The 19763-nt window shown below is 73.2% G+C and carries 16 protein-coding genes; 6 read left to right on the top strand and 10 right to left on the bottom strand.

What is annotated here, in order from left to right:
• The first annotated feature begins 19 nt into the window (after window positions 1–19).
• Window positions 20–229, top strand: a complete 210-nt coding sequence (locus tag ACZ7L7_RS08370; RefSeq protein ID WP_285512369.1) for an MbtH family protein — start codon at window positions 20–22, stop codon at window positions 227–229.
• A gap of 60 nt (window positions 230–289) precedes the next feature.
• Here ACZ7L7_RS08370 and ACZ7L7_RS08365 read toward each other — a convergent pair whose 3' ends face one another.
• The 7 genes from ACZ7L7_RS08365 to ACZ7L7_RS08335 all read right to left on the bottom strand — a co-directional run bounded on the left by ACZ7L7_RS08365 (window position 290) and on the right by ACZ7L7_RS08335 (window position 8669).
• On the bottom strand, window positions 290–1360 hold the full coding sequence (locus tag ACZ7L7_RS08365; protein WP_472075332.1) for an iron-siderophore ABC transporter substrate-binding protein: 1071 nt from the start codon (window positions 1358–1360) through the stop codon (window positions 290–292).
• 66 nt (window positions 1361–1426) lie between these two features.
• Entirely contained in the window at window positions 1427–3196 is a 1770-nt protein-coding gene (locus tag ACZ7L7_RS08360) for an ABC transporter ATP-binding protein (protein WP_472075330.1), read from the bottom strand.
• Window positions 3193–4890, bottom strand: coding sequence for an ABC transporter ATP-binding protein (locus ACZ7L7_RS08355; RefSeq protein ID WP_285512366.1), 1698 nt, complete (start codon window positions 4888–4890; stop codon window positions 3193–3195). The genes ACZ7L7_RS08360 and ACZ7L7_RS08355 overlap by 4 nt, the downstream gene beginning before the upstream one ends.
• 83 nt (window positions 4891–4973) lie before the next feature.
• The gene (locus ACZ7L7_RS08350; RefSeq protein WP_472075328.1) at window positions 4974–5588 is read right to left on the bottom strand and encodes a hypothetical protein; all 615 of its coding nucleotides are present in this window, start codon (window positions 5586–5588) and stop codon (window positions 4974–4976) included.
• 78 nt (window positions 5589–5666) lie between these two features.
• A complete protein-coding gene (locus ACZ7L7_RS08345) occupies window positions 5667–7148 on the bottom strand; it encodes a tripartite tricarboxylate transporter permease (protein ID WP_472075326.1) in 1482 nt (493 codons plus the stop codon).
• A gap of 1 nt (window position 7149) precedes the next feature.
• A complete protein-coding gene (locus tag ACZ7L7_RS08340; RefSeq protein WP_471591854.1) occupies window positions 7150–7686 on the bottom strand; it encodes a tripartite tricarboxylate transporter TctB family protein in 537 nt (178 codons plus the stop codon).
• Complete coding sequence (locus ACZ7L7_RS08335) at window positions 7683–8669, bottom strand: Bug family tripartite tricarboxylate transporter substrate binding protein (RefSeq protein WP_453602608.1); 987 nt, start codon at window positions 8667–8669, stop codon at window positions 7683–7685. Before ACZ7L7_RS08335 ends, ACZ7L7_RS08340 begins: the two co-directional genes overlap by 4 nt.
• A gap of 282 nt (window positions 8670–8951) precedes the next feature.
• Between ACZ7L7_RS08335 and ACZ7L7_RS08330 the strand changes: the two genes are divergently transcribed.
• From ACZ7L7_RS08330 to ACZ7L7_RS08315, 4 genes are all read left to right on the top strand, one after another.
• Window positions 8952–9674: a response regulator gene (locus ACZ7L7_RS08330; RefSeq protein WP_285512362.1), complete on the top strand. Its 723-nt coding sequence runs from the start codon at window positions 8952–8954 to the stop codon at window positions 9672–9674.
• A 40-nt stretch (window positions 9675–9714) separates the two neighbouring features.
• Entirely contained in the window at window positions 9715–10197 is a 483-nt protein-coding gene (locus ACZ7L7_RS08325; protein ID WP_471430033.1) for a hypothetical protein, read from the top strand.
• Window positions 10198–10206: 9 nt separating this feature from the next.
• Window positions 10207–10860: a maleylpyruvate isomerase N-terminal domain-containing protein gene (locus ACZ7L7_RS08320; RefSeq protein ID WP_285512360.1), complete on the top strand. Its 654-nt coding sequence runs from the start codon at window positions 10207–10209 to the stop codon at window positions 10858–10860.
• Between the two features lie 190 nt (window positions 10861–11050).
• Window positions 11051–11323 (top strand): DUF6355 family natural product biosynthesis protein, encoded by a 273-nt coding sequence (locus ACZ7L7_RS08315; RefSeq protein WP_285512452.1) that lies wholly within the window; start codon window positions 11051–11053, stop codon window positions 11321–11323.
• Between the two features lie 75 nt (window positions 11324–11398).
• Here the strand turns inward: ACZ7L7_RS08315 and ACZ7L7_RS08310 are convergent, their stop codons facing one another.
• Window positions 11399–12562, bottom strand: coding sequence for a hypothetical protein (locus ACZ7L7_RS08310; RefSeq protein ID WP_471430031.1), 1164 nt, complete (start codon window positions 12560–12562; stop codon window positions 11399–11401).
• A gap of 329 nt (window positions 12563–12891) precedes the next feature.
• Here ACZ7L7_RS08310 and ACZ7L7_RS08305 point away from each other — a divergent pair, with 329 nt between their 5' ends.
• Window positions 12892–14442, top strand: coding sequence for an MFS transporter (locus ACZ7L7_RS08305; RefSeq protein ID WP_285512358.1), 1551 nt, complete (start codon window positions 12892–12894; stop codon window positions 14440–14442).
• Window positions 14443–14554: 112 nt separating this feature from the next.
• On the opposite strand, the gene ACZ7L7_RS08300 is transcribed toward ACZ7L7_RS08305, so the two are convergent.
• Window positions 14555–16300 (bottom strand): hypothetical protein, encoded by a 1746-nt coding sequence (locus tag ACZ7L7_RS08300; RefSeq protein WP_472075323.1) that lies wholly within the window; start codon window positions 16298–16300, stop codon window positions 14555–14557.
• Entirely contained in the window at window positions 16297–19761 is a 3465-nt protein-coding gene (locus ACZ7L7_RS08295; protein ID WP_472075321.1) for a vWA domain-containing protein, read from the bottom strand. Before ACZ7L7_RS08295 ends, ACZ7L7_RS08300 begins: the two co-directional genes overlap by 4 nt.
• Between the last annotated feature and the right edge of the window lie 2 nt (window positions 19762–19763).

Genomic DNA, 19763 nt, shown 5'->3' with positions numbered 1-19763 from the left:
CCGTGAGGAGAGGAAGAGCATGAGCAATCCGTTCGAGGACCCCGAGGGCGTCTACCTGGTTCTCGTCAACGACGAGAACCAGCACAGCCTGTGGCCCGACTTCGCCGATGTCCCGGCCGGCTGGCGGACCGTCCACGGCCCGGCGGCCCGCCAGTCCTGCCTGGAATACGTCGAGGAGAACTGGACCGACATGCGGCCGCGCAGCCTCGCGGAGGCCATGGACGGCTGAGCGACAGCGCGAAGAGAGGGGGCGGCCGACGGGCCGCCCCCTCCTTTGTGTGTGCCGGTGTCAGGAAGCCGGCTGCTCCACCTTCGTGTCCGGCTTGCCGTCGACCGCCGCCGCGAGCTGCGGCACCAGGCGCTCCACGACGTACGGCAGGCTCAGGACGGTGCCCATGGACACCGCGTTGCCGTAGTCGCTGGTCTCGTTGATGTACACCTCGCGGCCCTCGCCGACCACCTTCAGGTCCTTGTACGAGGCGTCCTTGTGCAGCTTCGCGGCGTCCTTCTCGACGTCACCGACCAGCCAGACGATCGCGTCCTGGTCCAGCAGATCGGTGCGCTCCTTGCTGATGTTCGCGCCGAACTGGTCCCCGATCGCCTTGTCCAGGTCCTTGGGCAGCTCGAAGCCGAGGTCGGTGAGCAGGTGCGAGCGCGAGTCGCCGCTGCCGAAGACGAACATGCCCTCGTACGGCGTCGCCACCACGCCGGTCTTCCCCGCGAACTCGGGGTGCTCCTTCACGGCCGCCGCGATGGCGTCCTCGGTCTTCTGCACGGCGGCCTCGGCCTCCGCTTCCTTGCCGAGGGCCTTGCCGATGGTCTCGGTCTGCTCCTGCCACGGCACGCCGTAGTCGTTGTACTGCTTCGGCTGGGCGACCACGGGTGCGAACTTCGACAGCGACTCGTACTGCTCCTTGGTGAGCCCGCCGTACACGGCCAGGATCAGGTCCGGCTTCAGCGCCGCGATCTTCTCCACCTGCGGGCCGGTACCGGTGTCCTTCAGCACCGTCGGCGCGTCGGCGCCGTTCAGCCTGTCCTCGGCCCAGGGGCCGATGGCGCCCTTGTAGCCGCCGACCCACTCGGTGGTACCGACCGGGACCTTGCCCAGGGCCAGTACCGGGTCCTGGTCGGTGAGGCCGACGGTGACGATCCGCTTCGGCTCGGACTCGATCGTCGTGGTGCCGTACTTGTGGTCGATGCTGACCGGGAAGGCGGAGCCGCCCGACCCGGTGGCCTTGGCGTCGGCGTCCGAGGAGCCCGTGTCGGAGTCGTCGCTGCCGCAGGCCGTCGCGGCGGTGAGGAGCAGCAGGGACGAGGCCAGCGCGGCGGCGAGCCGGGGAGTTCTGCGGGAGCGGAACATGGGCGGTCCTTCTGTTTCGGTTTCCTGTGGTGCCGGGCGGTGCGGGGGGTTGGGGGAGTCGTGGGGTCAGGGGCGGGTGTCGCGGGTGTCCGACCAGGCCGCCCACAGGGCGGCGTAGCGGCCGCCCGCGGCGCGCAGTTCGTCGTGGGTGCCGGTCTCGACGATCCGTCCGGCGTCCATGACGACGATCCGGTCGGCGGTCGCCGCCTGGCTGAGGCGGTGGGCCACGATCAGCGCGGTGCGCCCGTCGGTGGCCCGCGCGACCGCCTTCTCCAGCGCCCGAGCACCGGCGCTGCCCGCCTCGGCGGTGGCCTCGTCCAGGATCACCAGCGGGGGATCGGCGAGGATCAGCCGGGCCAGGGCCAGCGCCTGGGTGCGGTCGCCGGTGAGCCGGTGACCGCCGTCCCCTACGACCGTGTCGAGCCCGTCGGGGAGCGCCTCGGTCCAGCCGAGCGCGTCCACGCGGTCCAGCGCGGCGCGCAGTTCGTCGTCGGTGGCGTCGGGCTTGGCCAGCCGCAGGTCGTCGGCGAGCGGACCGGCGAACACATGCGTCTCCTGGGTGATCAGGGCGACCGTACGGCTGGCCGCCGGGCCGCCCAGCTCGGTCGGCGGCACCCCGTCGACCAGGACGGTGCCCTCGGTCGGCGGCTGGATACCGGCGACGAGGCGGGCCAGGGTCGTCTTCCCGGCGCCGCTGGCGCCGACCAGCGCGACCCGCTCGCCGTGCCGGATCGTCAGGTCGATGTCGTGCAGCACGGGATGGCCGGGGCGGTACGAGTGGCGCAGGCCCCGCACGACGACCTCGATCCGGCCGCTCTCCGCCTGCTGTGCCGGAGCGGCGGACACCGGCACGTCGGTGACGCCGACCAGCCGCGCCAGGCCCGCCATGGCGGACTGCGCGTCGTCGAGGAGGACCAGGGCGGCGTTGACCGGGGTGAACAGGCTGTGGAAGTACAGCGCGGCGGCGGTCGCCGTGCCGACGGACGCCGAGCCCTGCCGCACCAGCCAGTACCCGGTGAACAGCACGGCCGCCAGTCCCAGGTACTCGGCGATGTGCAGTCGGCTGTAGAACCCCAGCACCAGCCGCACGCCCTTCATGGTCAGCGCGACCACGGACCGGGACCGTTCGGTGACCCGGTCGGTGTGCTGCCGCTCCAGCCGGAACGCCCGTACGGTGGAGGCGCCCGCGACGGTGTCGAGGAGCTGTTGCTGCTGGGCGCCCGCGGCCACCCGCTGCTCGGCGTAGAGCGGGACCGCGCGGGCCACGTACCAGCGGGCGGTGGCCACCTGCACGGGCACCGCCAGCAGCGCGGCGAGCAGGAACCGCCAGTCGAGCAGGGCCATCGCGCCGAGCGTGAGGAGGATGGTCAGCAGCGAACGGGCCAGCTCCGGAAGGGCGTTGCGGACGGCCTCGGCGATGAGGGAGACGTCGGCGGTGACGCGGGCGGTCAGGTCCCCGGCGCCGGCCCGCTCCACGCGCTCCAGCGGCAGGCCGAGGGCGCGTTCCACGAAGCGTTCGCGCAGCCGGGCGAGGGTGGTCTCGCCGAGGCGGGAGATCAGGGACAGGCCGAAGCCGGTGGTGATGCCCTGGGCGACGGCGACCGCCACCAGGAGCGCCGCCGTGGTGGTGATCGCGTCGACCGAGGCGCGGTCGGCGGCCTGGTCCACGATCCGGCCGAGCAGCGGCTGGGTGAGCAGGCCGATGGCGGTGGCGCCCACCATGACGGCGAACGCGGTGACGGCCAACGATCTGTGCGGGCGCAGCAGTTCGGCGACGGCCGCACGGGTGCGCGCGGGGGTCGCTACGGGCAGCAGCTGTGCCGAGGACTCGCTCATGCCAGGACCGCCGCGCGATAGGTGCCGTGCTGGTGGACCAGCCGTTGGTGGGCGTCGGAGGCGGCGACCGTTCCCCGGTCGAGGAGGACGACCCGGTCGGTGACGGCGAGCAGCGCGGGGCTGTTGGTCACCAGGAGGGTGGTCCGCCCGGCCCGCAGTTCCTTCAGTCCGGCCGCCATGCGTGCCTCGGTGACGGCGTCGACGGCGGTGGTGGGTTCGTGCAGGACGAGTACGGGGGCGTCGGCCGTCAACGCGCGTGCCAGAGCGATCCGTTGGCGTTGGCCACCGGACAAGGAGCGGCCCCGCGCGGTCACTTCGGTGTGGGCTCCGTCGGGCAGGGTGCGGACTACCTCGTCGGTGCCGGAGGCGGCGACGGCCGCGTCGACAGGAGCGTCCGGTCCGGCCGCCGCGGTGATGTTGTCCCGGACACTGCCCTCGAAGAGGTCCGCGTCGTGCTCGGCGACGAGGACCGCCGCCCGGAGCTCGGCGAGGCGCAGTGCGGACAGGTTGGTGCCGTCGAGTTCCACGGTGCCCTCGTCGGGGTCGGCGTGGCGGGCGAGGATACGCAGCAGGGCGGTGGCGTCCGCCGGGTCCACGGTGACGACGCCGACCGTCTCGCCGGGGGAGATCTCCAGGTCCACGGCGCGCAGCGAGTCGTACGCCACTCCGCGCAGCCGCAGCCGGCCCTCCACGCGCTCCAGCGTGGGCGCGTCGGCGGGTGCCCGCACGGCGTGTTCGGCTTCGAGGATCTCCGCGATCCGCGCGGCCGAGGCGCGGCCCTGCGCCAACTCGGCGTAGACCCAGGAGAATTCGGAGAGCGGGCCGATCAGGAAGAGGGCCAGGGCCACGGCGGAGACGAGTTCGCCGAGCCCGATGTCACCGCGTGCGGCGAGCCGTCCGCCGACCAGGGCGACCAGGGCCAGGAAGGACCCGGTGAGCATGGTCACCACGCCGTTCTGCCAGGCCTCGGCGCGGGCCGCGCGCAGGGTGGCGGTGAGCGAGTCCTGGCTGATCCGGCGATAGCGGGCGACGGCCGCCGGTTCCGCGCCGATGCCCTTGAGTACGCGCAGCCCGGCCACCAGGTCGGCGGCCACCCCCGACGCCCGTGCGGCGCGCTCCTGTTCGGTCTCGCTGCGCCGCTCCAGCGGCTTGCTCAGCAGGTGCACCAGCCACAGCAGCAGGGGAGTGCCCAGCAGGACGAGCAGGCCGAGCGGGATCGACATGCGCAGCAGGACGATCGCGCCGACCGCGAGTCCGGTCGCGGCGGCGATCCCGACGATGAGCGCCATGGCGACCGCGCCGACCCGTTTGGCGTCCTCGGTCGCGGTGTTGGCCAGCTCGCCGGGCAACCGGCCTTCGGAGGCGCCCCCTTCGGGCGCGAGGACGCGCTCCACCAGAGCCGTGCGCAGGTGGTGCGCGGCGGTCACGGAGGCGCGTTCACCGGCACGGGCGCCGAAGCGGAAACTGTAGGAGAGGCCGACGTACACGACGGCGAGTACCCCGAGCCACATCAGCAGTCCGCCGCCATCGCCGTCCACGACACCTTCGTCGATGGCGAGTCCGATGACGACGGGCACCAGGGCCTCGCCGGTCTGGTGGCCCATGCCCAGCAACGCGCCGAGCGCGACATCGCGGCGCTGTCCGCGCACCGCTCCGCGCAGGACGTGGCGTCCTGGCAGGTCCGCTTTACTCACTCGTCCTCCGGACCGGATTCACAGCGCCCTGACAGCAGTTGCGCACGAACTTAGGTAAGGCTAACTACAACTCCGCGCGTCGGCTACCCCTTTGAGGAAGCGTCGTCCGCGTGGTTGCCGTCCGCCGGTGTGGCGTCGGTCCGGATGAGCCGGTAGCCGTGGGTGAAGGCCGAAGTGCCGCGCCGGTCCGCCCGTTTGGGCCGGGCGCGACGGGCCGCGACGATGAGGGCGTCCACCCGGGGGTGCTCGCGGCGCAGCCGGTTGAGGGTGCGCACGGAGACACCGACGGCCGCTGCGGCAGGCGGGATACGGGTGCCGGCGCGGATCTGCTTGAGCAGGACGCGCAGGGTCACGGGGGTCAGCGGCGGCGGCCGTCCATGGTCGGCGCCCAGCGAGTAGGACCGGGCGAGCGCGTGCGCGGCGGACAGGGCGCCGGCGAACGCGGGTTGCCGGTCCCGCCAGGTGTGCAGCAGGCGTTCGGGCACACCGGCCGCGGCGGCGCACCCGGCGGGGCCGAGGCCGAGGGCCGCGGCCCGTAGCGCCTCGGCCATGCGCAGAAGCGTCTCCTCGCGGAGGTGGGGACTGTTGCCCAGCGCCGCGAGGAGATCGTCGTCCACCTGTGCTTGCGCGTCGAGCCGCGCCATCACGCCCTCGGCCCAGGCCGCCCATTCGCGGTCGGGGCCAGTCGCATCACTCACTGAACCCCCCAATTAGGTTAGGCTTACCTAATCATATGGGAGGGCTGTGTGACCACCCCGGAGCGCCGGATGCGACGCTCAGCTCCTGGCGCGCACCCTCCGCAGCAGCGGCCACGCCAGCAGCACGGCCACCACCGCGTAAAGGGCCACCGAGAAAGGCGTGTTGACCAGCCCCGAGACACTGCCGTCACTGATCTGCAGGGCCCGGCGCAACTGTTGCTCGGCGTTGGGCCCGAGGATCACCCCGATGACGGCGGGCAGGACGGGAAGTCCGTAGCGCCGCATACCGAAGCCGATCAGGCCGATGACCAGCAGGATCACCAGGTCGATCACCTCACCGCCGACGGCGTAGGCGCCGACCGCCGCGAAGAACAGGATCCCCGCGTACAGATACGGCCGCGGGATCCGCAGCAGCTTCGCCCACACCGGCGCCAGCGGCAGGTTGAGCGCGAGCAGCAGCACCATGCCGACGAACAGCGACGCGATCAGGCCCCACACCAGGTCGGGTTCGCGCTCGAACAACAGCGGGCCCGGCTGGATGCCGTACTGCTGGAAGGCGGCGAGCATGACCGCCGCGACCGCCGTGGTGGGCAGGCCCAGGGTGAGCATCGAGACCAGGGTGCCCGCCGCCGACGCGGACGCGGCCGACTCCGGTCCGGCCACGCCTTCGATGGCGCCCTTGCCCCACTCGTCCTTGTGCTTGGACAGACGCTTCTCGGTGACATAGGACAGGAACGTCGGGATCTCCGCGCCGCCCGCCGGGATCGCGCCGAACGGGAAGCCGATGAACGGCCCGCGCGCCCAGGACTTCCAGGTGCGCCGCACATCCTCCTTGCCCAGCCACGGCCGCCCCACCGGGATCGCCTCACCGGGCCGGCGCCGCAGATGCGCCGCCACCCACAGCGCCTCGCCGATCGCGAACAGACCCACCGCCACGATCACCACGTCGATCCCGTCGGCGAGTTGCAGCGAACCGAACGTGAGCCGCTGCTGCCCGGTCATCTGGTCCAGGCCCACCAGACCGAGCGTGAGCCCGATCAGCAGCGAGGCCAGCCCCCTGATCCGCGACGAGCCCAGCACCGACGTCACCGCGATGAACGCCAGCACCATGATGGCGAAGTAGTCCGGCGCGCCGATGTCCACCGCCAGCTCCGCCACCGTCGGTGCCAGTGCCACCAGCAGGATCGTGCCGACCATGCCGCCCGCGAAGTGACCGATGGCCGCCGCCGCCAGCGCCTGCGCGCCCCGCCCCGACTTCGCCATGGGGTTGCCCTCCATGGCCGCCACCACCGCGGCGCTCTCACCGGGGGTGTTGAGCAGGATCGAGGTCGTCGAACCGCCGAACATCGCCCCGTAGTAGATGCCCGCGAACATGATGAACGCGCCGATCGGATCGAGTCCGTACGTCACCGGCAGCAGCAGCGCCACCGCCATCGCCGGACCGATGCCGGGCAGCACGCCGATCGCCGTGCCCAGCAGCACACCGAGCGCCGCCCAGAGCAGATTCAGCGGGGTCAGGGCCGTACCGAAGCCGTCCATGAGGGAGGTGAGGGCGTTCATGTCACAGCGCTCCCATCAGCGGACCGCCGGGCAGCGGCACTCCGAGCAGGTTGTTGAACAGGACATAGGTGAGCAGTGCGAGCGCCGCCGCGATCAGCGGGTCCCGGTCCACGCGGCGGCTGCCCAGCGCGTAGGCCGCGCCCCAGAACAGCAGGGCGCCCGCGGCCGGGAAGCCGAGCGGCTCGATCAGCACGGCCGCACCCAGGAACACCCCGGTGAGCAGGCCCACCGTGCGCCAGTCGGCCGGCTCGGACAGGTCGATGTCCTCGCCCGTCTCCGCCTGCCCGCGCCCGCCGCGCAGCACGTCCACGGCGAGCAGTGCGGCGACCACCAGCAACCCGATGCCGACCACCACCGGTACCGTCTTCGGCCCGACCGGACCGCGCTGCGCGATGTCCACGTCCATGGTGAGCGCGTCGGTGAGCACCAGCACTCCGAGCGCCAACAGCAGCACACACACCCCGAGTTCGGAGTGCTCGCGCAGCCACGTCCGGCGAACGTCCGCCGTCGTGGGGGGAGTTTCCGTCTCCGTCGTCACAGTCCCAGCTCCTTCAGCACCGACACCACACGCCTGTCCTGGGCGGCCAGGAACTCGCCGAACTTGTCGCCGGTGAGGAAGGCGTCCTCCCAGCCGTTGCGCTCCAGCGACCTCTGCCACTCGGGCGAGTCGTGCAGCGCCTCCACGAACCGGGTGAGCTTGGTCCGCTCGGCGTCGGTGAGCCCCGGCGGCGCCACGATGCCGCGCCAGTTGGTGAAGCTCACGTCGTACCCGGACTCCTTCAGCGTCGGCGCGTCCCCGAGTTCACCGACCCGCTCCGGGCCGGTCACCGCCAGCACCCGCAGCTCGCCCGCCTTGATCTGGTCGAGGTACTCGCCGACCCCGGACACCCCGAAGGCGACCTTGCTGCCGAGGATCGACGCGAGCAGCTCACCGCCGCCGTCGAAGGGGATGTAGTTGACGTCCTTCGGCGCGATCCCGGCCGCCCGCGCCATCAGCATCGGCGCCAGATGGTCGGGTCCGCCGGGCGAGGACCCGCCGCCGACCGGCAGCTTGCCCGGGTCCTTGCGCCACGCCTCGATCAGCTCGTCGATCGTCCGGTACGGCGACTCGTCGGCGACCACCACCACGTCCTGCTCCTCGGTGAGCCGCGCGATGGGCGTGGTGTCCGCCAGGGTCTTCGGCGCGTGGTTGGAGCGGGCCGCGCCCACCACACCGAGCCCCATCGACATCGCCAGCTTGCCGTTGCCGTGCTCGCTGACCAGCCGGGTCAGACCCACGGTGCCGCCCGCGCCGGGCAGGTTGAACACCTCGATGTTGTGGGAGAGCCCGGCGTCCTCGGCGTCCTTCGCGGCCGTACGGGCCGTGATGTCGTAACCGCCGCCGGGAGTGTTGGGAACCATGAGCCGCAGTCCCGGGATCTGCGTGCCGGTCTCGGCGCCACTGCCGGTGGCCAGCAGCGGCGGTCCGACGAGGACCAGCACCGCGGCCCCGAACAGGGCGAGGGGAGTGCGCAGGCGCACGAATGCCACCACCTGTCGGTAGATAAGGGGAGAGGGGTGAGGTGGGCCACATCGTGCAGCGCGCCCGGGGGCCTGTCTCGCTTGCGGAACCAACGGAGGTTTTGGTCTTTGTGTCAGCGCCGGATGCTCTGCGTCAGCGCCGGACGCTTCGTGTCAGCGCCGGACGCTTCGTGTCAGCGCCGGACGCCGGTACGCCAGGCGGTTGCGGCACGACCCTGGCATTCCCGCCGACCGTCTGCGAAGGTCACGGCGGTGGGGGTCCCCGGTGGCGGAAGGAGCGACATGACCGACGAACAGCACGAGATAGGCGTCCTCGTGGTGGACGACGACTTCATGGTCGCCCGCATCCACCGCGCCTACGTCGAACGTGTCCCGCCCTTCAAGGCCGTCGGCACCGCCAGCACCGGCGAACAGGCCCTCGCCGCGGTCGACGAACTCCGCCCCGACGTGGTCCTCCTCGACCTCTATCTCCCCGACATCTTCGGCCTCGACGTCATCCCCCGGCTGCGCACCGCGGGCCACGACTGCGACGTCATGGTCATCAGCGCCGCCCGCGACGCCGACACGGTGCGCGGCGCTGTCCGGCACGGCGTCGTCGACTACCTCCTCAAGCCCTTCGACTTCCAGGACCTGCGCCTGCGCCTGGAGCGCTACGCCGACCAGCGCGGCAGGCTGCGCGGCACCGTCGTGCGCAGCCAGGCCGACGTGGACCGGGTCCTGGCCGGGGCCACGGCCCCCGCCACCCTCTCCGGGGCGCTCCCCAAGGGCATGAGCGTGGAGACCGCCGAACTCATCGAACGCACCCTGCGCGACTGCCCCGACACCCTCTCCGCCACCGAGTGCGCCCGCCTCACCGGCATCTCCCGCGTCAGCGCCCGCCGTTACCTGGAGCACTTCCACACCATCGGCCGGGCCGAGGTCACCCTCCGCTACGGCAGCACCGGTCGCCCGGAGCGGCGGTACAGCAGCGTGCGGCAAGGGGTCAGAGCGGAGCCACTGGCATGATCTCCTCACGTCGTACGCGCAAGGGCTGAAGGGGACCGCTGTGAACAGGCAGGGCGCGCTCGGGCGCGGCATGAGAGTCGGCCTGCTCATGGCCGGCGTCCCGGTCCTCCCCTGGGCGGCGCTCGCGCTGGGAGTCGCCGCGGTGGAGTTCCTCAGGGGCGGGGACACCGACCTCGCCGCGCGTGACCTGCGGTACGCGGGGCTGCTCACCGGAGGAACCCTGGTGGCCGGAGCACTGATGGGCGCCGTCCTGTGCGCGGGCCTGGTCCTGGTGTCCCGTGCCGTCCGCCGCGCCTGGGGCCTCTCCCTGGTCGGAGCGCTGCTCGGCGTGCTGGTCTACCCGGCCGTACTCATGATCGTCGCCCTCGGCACGGACGTCGCGTACGCGCCGCTCGTCCTCACCTTCCTGGCCTGGCCGGTCATGACGCTGGTGGCAGCCGCCCACAGCGCCGACATCGTGGGCCTGACGCGAAGGCGCGCCTGGCTCATGGCCCGCCTTGGCACGCGCACGCCGGGCGCCTGACGTCGAGCGGTGGATCTTTTCGGACACTCATGGACAGCCCTGCGCACCGCCGTCGCCGACACCCCCGAGGAGGACTTCGCGTGCCCCTCGGGATGCGCCGGGTGGCTGGTCCGGGATCTGGTGTGCCATCTGGTCATCGGGGCGCAGGACATCCTGATCACCCTCGTCACCCCCGCCGACACCGAGCCGACTGTGGATGCCGCCGGGTACTGGCAGCTCGTCGAACCGCCGACCGGTGACGACCCGCTCGACGCGCTGATCCCGCGTCTCGCCGCCGCCTACGGCGACCCGCGGCTGCTGAAGTTCCACCTCGACGACGTGGGCTCCGCCGCCGGACGCGCCGCCGAACTGGCCGACCGCACGGCACGCGTCCGCACCGGCGACAAGGTGCTGACCGTCGACGACTTCCTCCACGCGTACGTCCTCGAATGGACCCTGCACCACCTGGACCTGATCGCCCGCCTCCCCTCCGCCCCCGAGCCGCCCGCCGAGACGCTCGCCGCCACCCGCGTGCTCCTGGAGCGGATCACCGGTACGCCGTTCCCGACGGCGCTCCCCGACAAGGACGCCCTGCTGATCGCCACCGGCCGCCGCGCCCCGGGCGAGGCGGAGCGGGCCGCGCTGGGCGGCCTCGTGAGCAGACTGCCGCTGTCGGTCGGGTGAGGTGACGCCATGTCAACCGATCGGCCCAGCGGCAAAATCGATACGCCGGGTGAAGGAAGGCGCCGCGTGATCAACTCGCGGCGCGCACCGTGGTGATCATGGGGCGGTAATGATCAACGGGCCGGTCGGTGTCCTGAGCTCCGGTCCGGTCCCCCGTCCCATGGAGTACTTCTTGCGTTTCCGTCGCATGATGACCGGCGCCCTCGGCGCTTCCGCCATCGTCCTGACGTCCCTCGGCGCGGTCACCTCGGCCTCCGTCCCCGCCGCCGCCGACCCGTGCGGGTTCTACGAGACCCACGCGGACGCCTTCTACAACCACTGCACCTCGGACGGCTCCAGCGTCGTCATCAAGGTCCAGGTCGCCCTGGCGCCCGACTACGAGCGGTGTGTCGGCCCCGGCAAGTCCTGGCTGGGCTCCGCCTCCAAGATCCAGGGCGCGTACTACGTCGGCCGCACCTGCTGACCCGGGAACACGCCTGACGGGGCGGACGGTCCGGGGCCCGGACCGTCCGCCCCGCCCGATTTTCCGCCGCTTTCGCTAGCAGATGTTCTGCCGGCTGTTGACCAGCGTGTTGTTGCGGAACGTGGTGTTGTTCCCGCACGGGTTCTCGGTGATGGCCGAGTTGGTGACCGTGAGGTTCTGGATGGTGATGTCGGAGTTGTTCGCGAACTCCGTGCGCGCGGCCAGCCGGATCTCCCCGCCGCCGGTCACACTGCCGCTCTGGGCGGCGATGTTCACGTTGTGGCAGTTCTCCACCAGGATCGCGTTGTTGCCGGTGTGGGAGAGGTTCACCCGGTCGATGACGGCGCCGCCGCTCTCGGAGACACAGAACACCCCGCGCCCGCCGCCCCGCGCGATCACTTCGCCGACCCGGATGTTGGTGGGGTACGAACTGCCCACCCGGCCGTTGCGGTTGGCCATGCGGAAGGCCGCGTAGCCGGTACCGGTGCCCGCGCCGTCGGCGTCGACCTTGGTGACGGTGGCGTTGATCGTCTGGTTCAGCAGCAGTCCGGACTCGCCCACATTGCGGGCGGTGACCGTCCCGACGGTGAGCCCGTCCACGCCGTACGTCTCCACGGCGTGGCTGCTCGCACCGGACACGTACACGGAGTCGATACGGACGTTGCGTGTCCACTGGCTGGTGTCGCCGCGGTTGTCGATGCGGACGCCGAGGCCGCGGGACAGCCGCATGTCGATCTGGCCGAGCACCACGTTCTGCACGTTGCGCATGAAGATCCCGTACAGCGGGGCGCCGGTGACGTTGAGGTGCTGGACCTCGATGTCGCGGACGCCTCGGGCGTACACGGGGGCCTGGTCGCCGGAGCCCGATCCGGTGACGTTGATCGTGCCGCAGACGTCGAGGACGGTGTAGCTGGGCAGGGAGACCCGGGACCCGGCGCTGATCGAGCCGGAGCCGCGGACCACGACCCGTTCCTTCGAAGTGCGGCCGGAGGTGAGGCTGTTGATCGCTGCCTGCATCGCGGCCCGCATGTCCGTGCCGGTGTGGACGACGGAACCGCCACGGCGGACGGTCCAGGTACTGCCGCTGAGTACCGCCTCCGCCTGGTAGCCGCCCTCGCCGCAGGCCGCCGAGGCCTGGGCCGAGGCGGCGGTCGCGGGCTGGGTGAGTAAGGAGGCGCCGGTCAGCAGGGCGGTGGCACAGGCGCCGGCGGCGATGGCTCGGCTTCTGTTTCTTCTCATGTCGGCTCCTATGGGGGGTGTGGGGGGGCACGTCGAAGCGGCTCCGGTCGTGGGACCGAAAGAGTGTTTGAATCGATTCAAAACATGCCCTCGCGACGTGACCGGGAGGGGATGTCCCGCGTGATCACGGAGGCGCGGCCGAACCGCCGTAGCAAGGGTTTTCTACGGCGGCTCGCGAGTGTGCCAACGCCACCGTCGCGCGTCAAGAGGGCCGTTGATCGAGTGGTGGCCGCACAGGGGGCGGCGTACCGTCAAACGGTGGACCGACGGTGGACGCAGCCGTCCACCGACCCCTCGCGAGGGCACAGGCCCCGAGAGTGCGACCCGACATGACCAGCAGCCCCCAGCCGACCACGCCGCAGACCACCGCCCCGAAGAACGGCGGTGGCGGCAATGCGATGGCCCTCCTGGTCATCGCCTCGTGCCAGTTGATGGTGGTCCTGGACATCACCATCGTGAACATCGCGCTCCCGCACATCCAGCGCTCGCTCGACTTCTCCACCACGAGCCTGTCCTGGGTGGTCAACGCGTACACGCTGACGTTCGGCGGCCTGCTCCTGCTGGGCGGCCGGGCCGGTGACATCCTCGGCCGCAGACGCGTCTTCATCTTCGGCGTCCTGCTCTTCGTACTCGCCTCCCTTCTCGGCGGGTTCTCCCAGAACGAGGCCCAACTCCTGTCCGCACGCGCCCTCCAGGGCGTCGGCGGCGCCATCGCCTCACCGACCTCGCTCGCCCTGATCAGCACGACCTTCCGCGAAGGCCCGGAACGCAACCGGGCTTTCGGCGTGTTCGCGGCCGTCTCGGCGGGCGGCGGCGCCATCGGACTGCTGGCCGGCGGCATGCTCGTCGAGTGGCTGAACTGGCGCTGGGTGTTCTTCGTCAACGTCCCCATCGGCCTGCTCATCGCCCTCGCCACCCCACGCTGGATCAAGGAGTCCGAACGCCACCCCGGCCACTTCGACATCACCGGCGCGCTGATGTCCACCGCGGGCATGGTGCTCCTGGTCTACGGCTTCATCCGGGCCGCGCAGGACGGCTGGCGGGACCCCCTGACGCTGGCGTCCTTCGGCGCGGCCGTGGTGATCCTCGTCCTGTTCGTCCTCGTGGAACGGCGGTCCGTCCAGCCCATCACCCCGCTGCACATGTTCGCCGACCGCAACCGCGCCGGGACCTACGGCATCATGCTGTGCCTGGCCGCCGCGATCTTCGGCATGTTCTTCTTCCTCACCCTCTTCGTGCAGAACGTGCTGGGCTTCAGCCCCTTGCAGGCCGGGCTCGCCTTCCTGCCGGTCAGCGCGGTCATCGCGATCGGCGCCGGGCTCGCGTCGAGGTTCCTGCCCGTCTACGGGCCCAAGCCGTTCATGGTCGTCGGCGCCCTGCTCGCGGCGGCCGGCCTGAGCTGGCTGACCCTGACCGACGTCCACTCCACGTACGCCGGCAGCGTCCTGGGCCCGATGCTGGTCTTCAGCCTGGGCATGGGCATGGAGTTCGTCTCCCTGACTCTGATGGCCCTCTCCAACGTCCCCGTCCGGGAGACCGGTGCCGCGTCCGGTCTCCTCAACGCCACACAGCAGGTGGGCGGTTCACTGGGCCTGTCCATCCTGGTCACGATGTACGGCACGGCGAGCCGGAACGAGGCGGAGAAACAGGTCCCGGCCTTCCTGGAACAGGCGAACCCCGCCCAGCGCCTGGAGTTCCAGCGGACGGGCGAACTGCCCCCGCCCTGGTCCCACGAGGTCCTCACCGCCGGAGTCTCCTCCGCCTTCATCACGGCGGCGATCTTCACGGGCGTGGCGGCCCTCATCGCCATCCTGGCGATCCAGGTGCGCCCCTCGGACCTGGAGCGGCTGAAGGGCGGAGGGCCACCGGGGGCGGTGTGAGCGGGGGCCGAAGGCCCGCGAGGGGTCGCGCGGTGACTCCGCTTGGGCGGGGCCACCGCGGGGTTCACGGAGCCGGACCGCGCACTCGGATGATCGGCCGCTGCCCCGGAGTTCACCGTCCCGGCTCGGCCCCCCAAGCCGCCGCGCACAGCGCCCGGTCCACCTCCGTCGTGTAGTGCGCCGCCGCCAGCCAGGCGCGGGCGAAGCCGTTGACGTCGGTGGGGATCAGGCGGCCGAAGATGTCCCGGGTGCGGTCGGCCGCCGCCGCGTGGAGCTCGGTGAGGAGGTCGGCCGCGGTGGACAGACCCGAGCGGCGCAGGCGTAGCCCGTCGGTGGTGCTGTCGCCGGGGAAGGCCAGGACTCGGCGCCCGCCGGAAGCCGCCTGGTGGACCCGGCGGCGCAGCAGGTGCAACGGGGCCTCGTCCCCGGCCGGGTGCCCGGTGCCGGGGACGGCCGGGGCGGCCGTGGGCAGGTCCGCCCGCTGGAGGCGGTCCACGCCCAGGTCCAGGCGGGTTCCCCGCTCCGTCGGGTGCGTCGTGGCCAGGAGGAGGGCTCGGGCGTGTGGCGCGGGGGTGAGACGGGCCACGACCCGCAGCCGGGTGCCGGGGGCCATGGAGAGCAGACGGAGGTTGTCGCGGTAGGGGAGCGCCGCGTGGTCGTGGGCGGCAGCCAGCCGCACCGGGAGTCCGCCGCAGTCGGCCAGCAGACAGTCGCCCGCCGCCTCACGGACCGTGCCCAGCAGGGTGACGTCGAGGAAGAGCAGGTCGTGTCCCTCCTCGGACAGCGCCCGCACCGCCTGCTCGGCGACCGGCACCGCCCACAGCCGCTCCAGCGGATCGGCGTCCCAGTCCACGCCGGACGCACGCACCGCCCGTACCGCCTTCCCCGCGCCCAGCCGCCCCGTCGGCGAGACCGTCGCCCCGGACACGGCGAGCCCCGCCCGGGACAGCTCCCGGTGCGACAGGGCCGTGTCGCCGATCCGCACGGTGCGTTCGGCGGCGCCCACCGCCCGGCCCGCCCCGCCCGGCGCCACGTCGGAGACCGTGTACAGGCGGCCCTCGGCGTCGGCGGTCCAGGTGACGGCGCCCGCGTACCCCGTCGCGGTGAGGATCGGCTCCGAGAACAGCCCGTACAGCCGCAGCGAACCGTCCGGCGTGTACGGCTGCCGCACGGTGCCGCGCAGCGCGGTCAGTTCCGCCCCGGCCGCCCGCGGCAGGCGGTGCGCCGTGCCCAGGACGGAGAGCAGCCCGGCGACCAGGTCGGTGAGCCGGTACGACGGGTCCGCGCCGCGCGCCGCCCGCAGCGCGGTGACCACGCCGACCGCGGAGGCGGCGGCCCGGGGCAGCCCGGCGAGCCGCGCCGAGTGCGCGGCACGCAGCAGCTCCGCCTGGAGCACGGCCCCGGCACCGTCCGTACCGGCGTCGAGCACGGCCGCGGCGGCGTCGTAGAGGGCGCGCGCGGCGGCGAGCTGCTCGGCGGACGCCGTCTGACGCAGCTCCGGCTCCTTGGCCGACGCTCCCGCGTCGGGAGCCGAATCCTCAGCGGAGCCCGGATCCGGCTCCGCCGACTCCGACGCCACCGGGGCCGCCGAGGCGGCGGCCGCCCGGTGCAGACAGTCCGGCGCCAGCAGGCACCCACAGCGGATCGCGTCCGTGCTGGTCACCACCCCGCCCGGCGCGTGCAGTTCGAGGTCGGTGTCGTCGTCCACGGCGAGGCGCACGGTGTCACCGTCCACCACCACGGGACGCGCCGACAGTTTGGCGATCCCCGCGTCGAGGCGCTTGCGCAGCCGGGGCGAAAGGGCCCCGACCAGCTCTGCGGTCACCTCCGGGGCGACCGGCGGAAGGACCGGGCTCATACGATCTTCTCTCCTACCCAGCGGGCGAGTTCGAGCGGACTGAGGGCGGCCACCGGCATGCCCGCGGCGACGAGCTGCCCCGCGACGCCGGTGGAGTAGCGGGGCCGGCCCGCGTCGTCGAGGCTCGCGCAGCCCAGCAGTTGACAGCCCGCCCCGACCAGGGCGCGCACCTCGGCGAGGAGCCCGCCGACCGGGTAGCCCTCCTCGAAGTCGCTGACCACCACCACGAGCGTCCGCGACGGCACCGTGACCAGCTCGCGCGCGTGCCGCAGCCCCGCGGCGACGTGCGTGCCGCCGCCCACCCTGACCTCCAGCAGCAGCGACAGCGGGTCCTCGACATGGTCGGTGAGGTCGACGACCTTCGTGGAGAAGGCGAGGAAGTGCGTGGACAGCGTCGGCACCCCCGCCAGCACGGAGGCCGTCAGCGCCGCCCAGACCGTGGACGCCTCCATCGACCCGGACACGTCCGTGACCAGGATCAGCCGCCAGTCCGCCGCCCGTTTGGCGCGACTGCGGAACACCGGCCGCTCCGGGATGACCACGACCCGCCCGTCCTCCCCGCGTCGCGCGGTGGCCAGGTTGGCGCGCAGGGTGCGCGGCAGGTCCAGGCCGCCGCCCGGACGGCGGCTCGGCCGGGGCAGCGCGGTCCCGTGCAGGGCGGGCCGCAGCCGGGTGGCCAGCTCCCGGGTCAGCTCGTCCACCAGGCGCCGCACCAGCGGCCGCAGCGCGGCCAGCCGCGCCTCGGGCAGCCCCCCGGCGTGCCGGAGCACCGTCCGCAGCAGATCCACCGAGGGCCGCACGCTGTCCGGGTCCAGCTCGGCCAGTACATCGGTACGGCCCTCCGCGGCGGCAGCGGCCAGCACCTCCTCCCGGATCCCCGGCCCGAACAGCGCGGCCAGGTCCTCGGACCACTCGCGCACGCCGGGATACGGCGCCTCGCGCCCGGCGCCCGAGCCGGGCAGCCCGCCCCGGCTGCCCTCGCCGCGCCCGGAGCCGTACAGCTCGTCCAGCGCGGTCGCCAACCCGGCCGCCGACGGCGGAAGTTGATCCTGCCGCCGCCCCAGGACCAGCCGCCAGCGATCGGCGGGGGACAGCTGCCGGTCCGGCAAGTGCGGTACGGGCCTGGGCGCTTCGGGCTCCGCGCACGCGCCCCGCGGCGACGGCAGCAGCCCCAGCCGGTCCAGGTCCGCCCGCGCCGCCAGGTCGGCGCGCGTCCACGTGGCCAGCGCTACGGGGTCCACCTCGCCGGTGTCGGTCACCTGACGCTCGCCGCCCAGACGGTCCTCCACCGTCGAGAGCAGCCGCTCGCGGGCGGCCGGGCTGAGGGTGTCGAAGCCGCCGCGCAGCGCGGGCAGCCGGTCCAAAAAGGCCCGGTCCGACAGCTCCACCACCCGGCCCAGCAGCGGCTCCAGAGCGGCCGGAGCCGACTCCAGCAGCGGCCCGGCCGCGGTCAGTACCCCGGCGAGCCGGGCGGCCAGCACCGACCGCGCCTCGGGGCCGGTCGCCGAGTCCACCCAGGAGGCGATCCGGCCGCCCAGCGCCTGAGGCGCCTCGTGCCCGAGCAGCACCCGTACCGCACCGGCGGCGCCCCGCATCAGCGGCGAGCCGTCGGCGGCGAGCCGGGCGAGCGCGTCGGCCAGCCGGATGCCGCCCAACAGGTCGGCGCGGTGCGCGAGTTCGAGCAGGGCGTGGGCGTCGGCCGGGTCCTCGGAACCGGTCAGCCCGTCCACCTGCCGCACCGCTGCGGACGTCAGCAGCTCGGCCACCGCGACGGCCCGTACCGCACGCTCCTTGTCGACCCCGAGCCCGGCGATGTGCCCGGCCCGCACCCGGTCCAACAGGGCCAGCCCGGCGAGGAGTTCGGGCAGGGTGCCGGAGTTCGGCAGCACGTCGGCGACATCGGCGAGCCGTTCGTCCGCGAGCGCGGGCAGACCGCACTCCGCCGCTTCCCGCAGACCCCGCAGCGCCTGCTCGGCCGTACAGCCGCCGTCATCCAGCTCCGCCCGCCGCCGCTCCCGCAGCACGCCCTCGGCGGCCTGCGCCGCGGTGACTCCGCGCACCCCGGCCGCCGTCAGCATCGCCGCCGTCGCCGGGGTCCAGCGCACCTCCCAGCGCGAGGTCAGCGCCTCGGTGCCACCCGCGCCGGTCACCTCCTGGGCCTGCGCGTACGGCACCCGGCACACCGTCAGACGCCGCATCAGCAGCTCGCGCCGCCGGTCCAGGTCCGACCGGAGCGGATCGAGCCGCAGATCGCGCGCCGCGCCGTCGTCCTGCCCCGGCAGACCGAGCGCCGCGACCTCGGCCTCCACCGCCGGGGCGAGCCCACTGCGGGGCGCCCCCGGTGCGGGCCGGCCGACCCGGGTGCCGACGAGCACCCGCTCCATCGCACGGGCCACCGCCCGTCCCCTGCCGTACGGTTCGCCCTGCGCGAGGACCGTCTGCACCGCCTCGACCAGCTCGCCACGCCCCGCCGCGGGCAGCCCCCGCAACCGGGCCAGATCACCGGCGAGGCGGCTGATCTCCCGCGCGTCGGCGGGCCCCGACGGATGCCCGAGCGACCGCAGTTCGGCACACACCCGTACCGCCGCCCGCGTCAGCGCCTCCTCCAGCGCGTCCGGCTCCCCGGCCGCCTCCAGCACCAGGTGCTGCCACTCGGGGTCGCGGATGCCCGCCGGGTACCCGGAGCGCTCGTCCAGCAGCGAGTACGCGTACGGAATCAGGGAGGTCGTCCAGCCCGTGCCCGCGGCCGTCCCGACCTCGGTGTCCCCCGACAGCAGTGCCGGAGCGTGGAACGCCCCCACGACGACCGCCGCTCGTTCCCCCCGCGCGATCGCCTCCGCGATCCGCGCCCGCATCCACCGCTCGCGCCGCAGATCCAGCTGGGGCACACCCCCGGAGGCCGTCGCGTCCTCGCGCAGCGCCCAGCCCGTGAGCAGCGCCGCCCGGCGCAGCGCCTCGGGCGGGGAGCCCGGGGCGGTGGCCTCCACGAGCCGGTCCCACAGATCGTCCCCCGGGCGTCCGGTGAGCCGGGCGCGCAGCGCGTCGGCGATCCCCTGGCCCACGGACCCCGACCGGGCCGCCGTCCGTCCCTCGCCCCACGCGCGGTCCGCCAGCGGCAGATCGCACGCGACGACCGGCACCCCGTGCCGGTCCGCCCAGCGCACCGCGGCCAGTTCGGGCGAGAAGTCGGCGAACGGGTAGAACGCCGGTCCGGCGGCCGTCTCCGCGCCCGTGGGCGCCGCCGCGAGAGCAACCGGCGCCCGGGTCTCGGCGTGGCCCAGCCACGGCAGCCACTCCTGCATCTCCGCGGGCAGCTCGACCAGGAGCACGTCCGGCTTCGCCGCGTCCAGGAGGGCGGGCACGGCCGCGGCCAGGGAGGGCGCGTGGTGCCGTACGCCGATGAGGTACGGCGCGGCCGGGTCGGTGAGGGCCGTCAAGGCCTCGTCGGGGGAGAGGGACACGG

The sequence above is a fragment of the Streptomyces sp. NPDC110618 genome, assembly GCF_055657065.1.
Note: the sequence above shows the minus strand (reverse complement) of the source record. Positions and strands in the feature narration are given on the sequence as shown.

What these genes read in the sequence shown, in the direction of transcription:
- ACZ7L7_RS08370 (WP_285512369.1), top strand. Translation starts at nt 20, where the DNA reads ATGAGCAATCCGTTCGAGGACCCCGAGGGCGTCTACCTGGTTCTCGTC.
- ACZ7L7_RS08365 (WP_472075332.1), bottom strand. Translation starts at nt 1,360, where the DNA reads ATGTTCCGCTCCCGCAGAACTCCCCGGCTCGCCGCCGCGCTGGCCTCG.
- ACZ7L7_RS08360 (WP_472075330.1), bottom strand. Translation starts at nt 3,196, where the DNA reads ATGAGCGAGTCCTCGGCACAGCTGCTGCCCGTAGCGACCCCCGCGCGC.
- ACZ7L7_RS08345 (WP_472075326.1), bottom strand. Translation starts at nt 7,148, where the DNA reads ATGAACGCCCTCACCTCCCTCATGGACGGCTTCGGTACGGCCCTGACC.
- ACZ7L7_RS08330 (WP_285512362.1), top strand. Translation starts at nt 8,952, where the DNA reads ATGACCGACGAACAGCACGAGATAGGCGTCCTCGTGGTGGACGACGAC.
- ACZ7L7_RS08315 (WP_285512452.1), top strand. Translation starts at nt 11,051, where the DNA reads ATGACCGGCGCCCTCGGCGCTTCCGCCATCGTCCTGACGTCCCTCGGC.
- ACZ7L7_RS08310 (WP_471430031.1), bottom strand. Translation starts at nt 12,562, where the DNA reads ATGAGAAGAAACAGAAGCCGAGCCATCGCCGCCGGCGCCTGTGCCACC.
- ACZ7L7_RS08305 (WP_285512358.1), top strand. Translation starts at nt 12,892, where the DNA reads ATGACCAGCAGCCCCCAGCCGACCACGCCGCAGACCACCGCCCCGAAG.
- ACZ7L7_RS08300 (WP_472075323.1), bottom strand. Translation starts at nt 16,300, where the DNA reads ATGAGCCCGGTCCTTCCGCCGGTCGCCCCGGAGGTGACCGCAGAGCTG.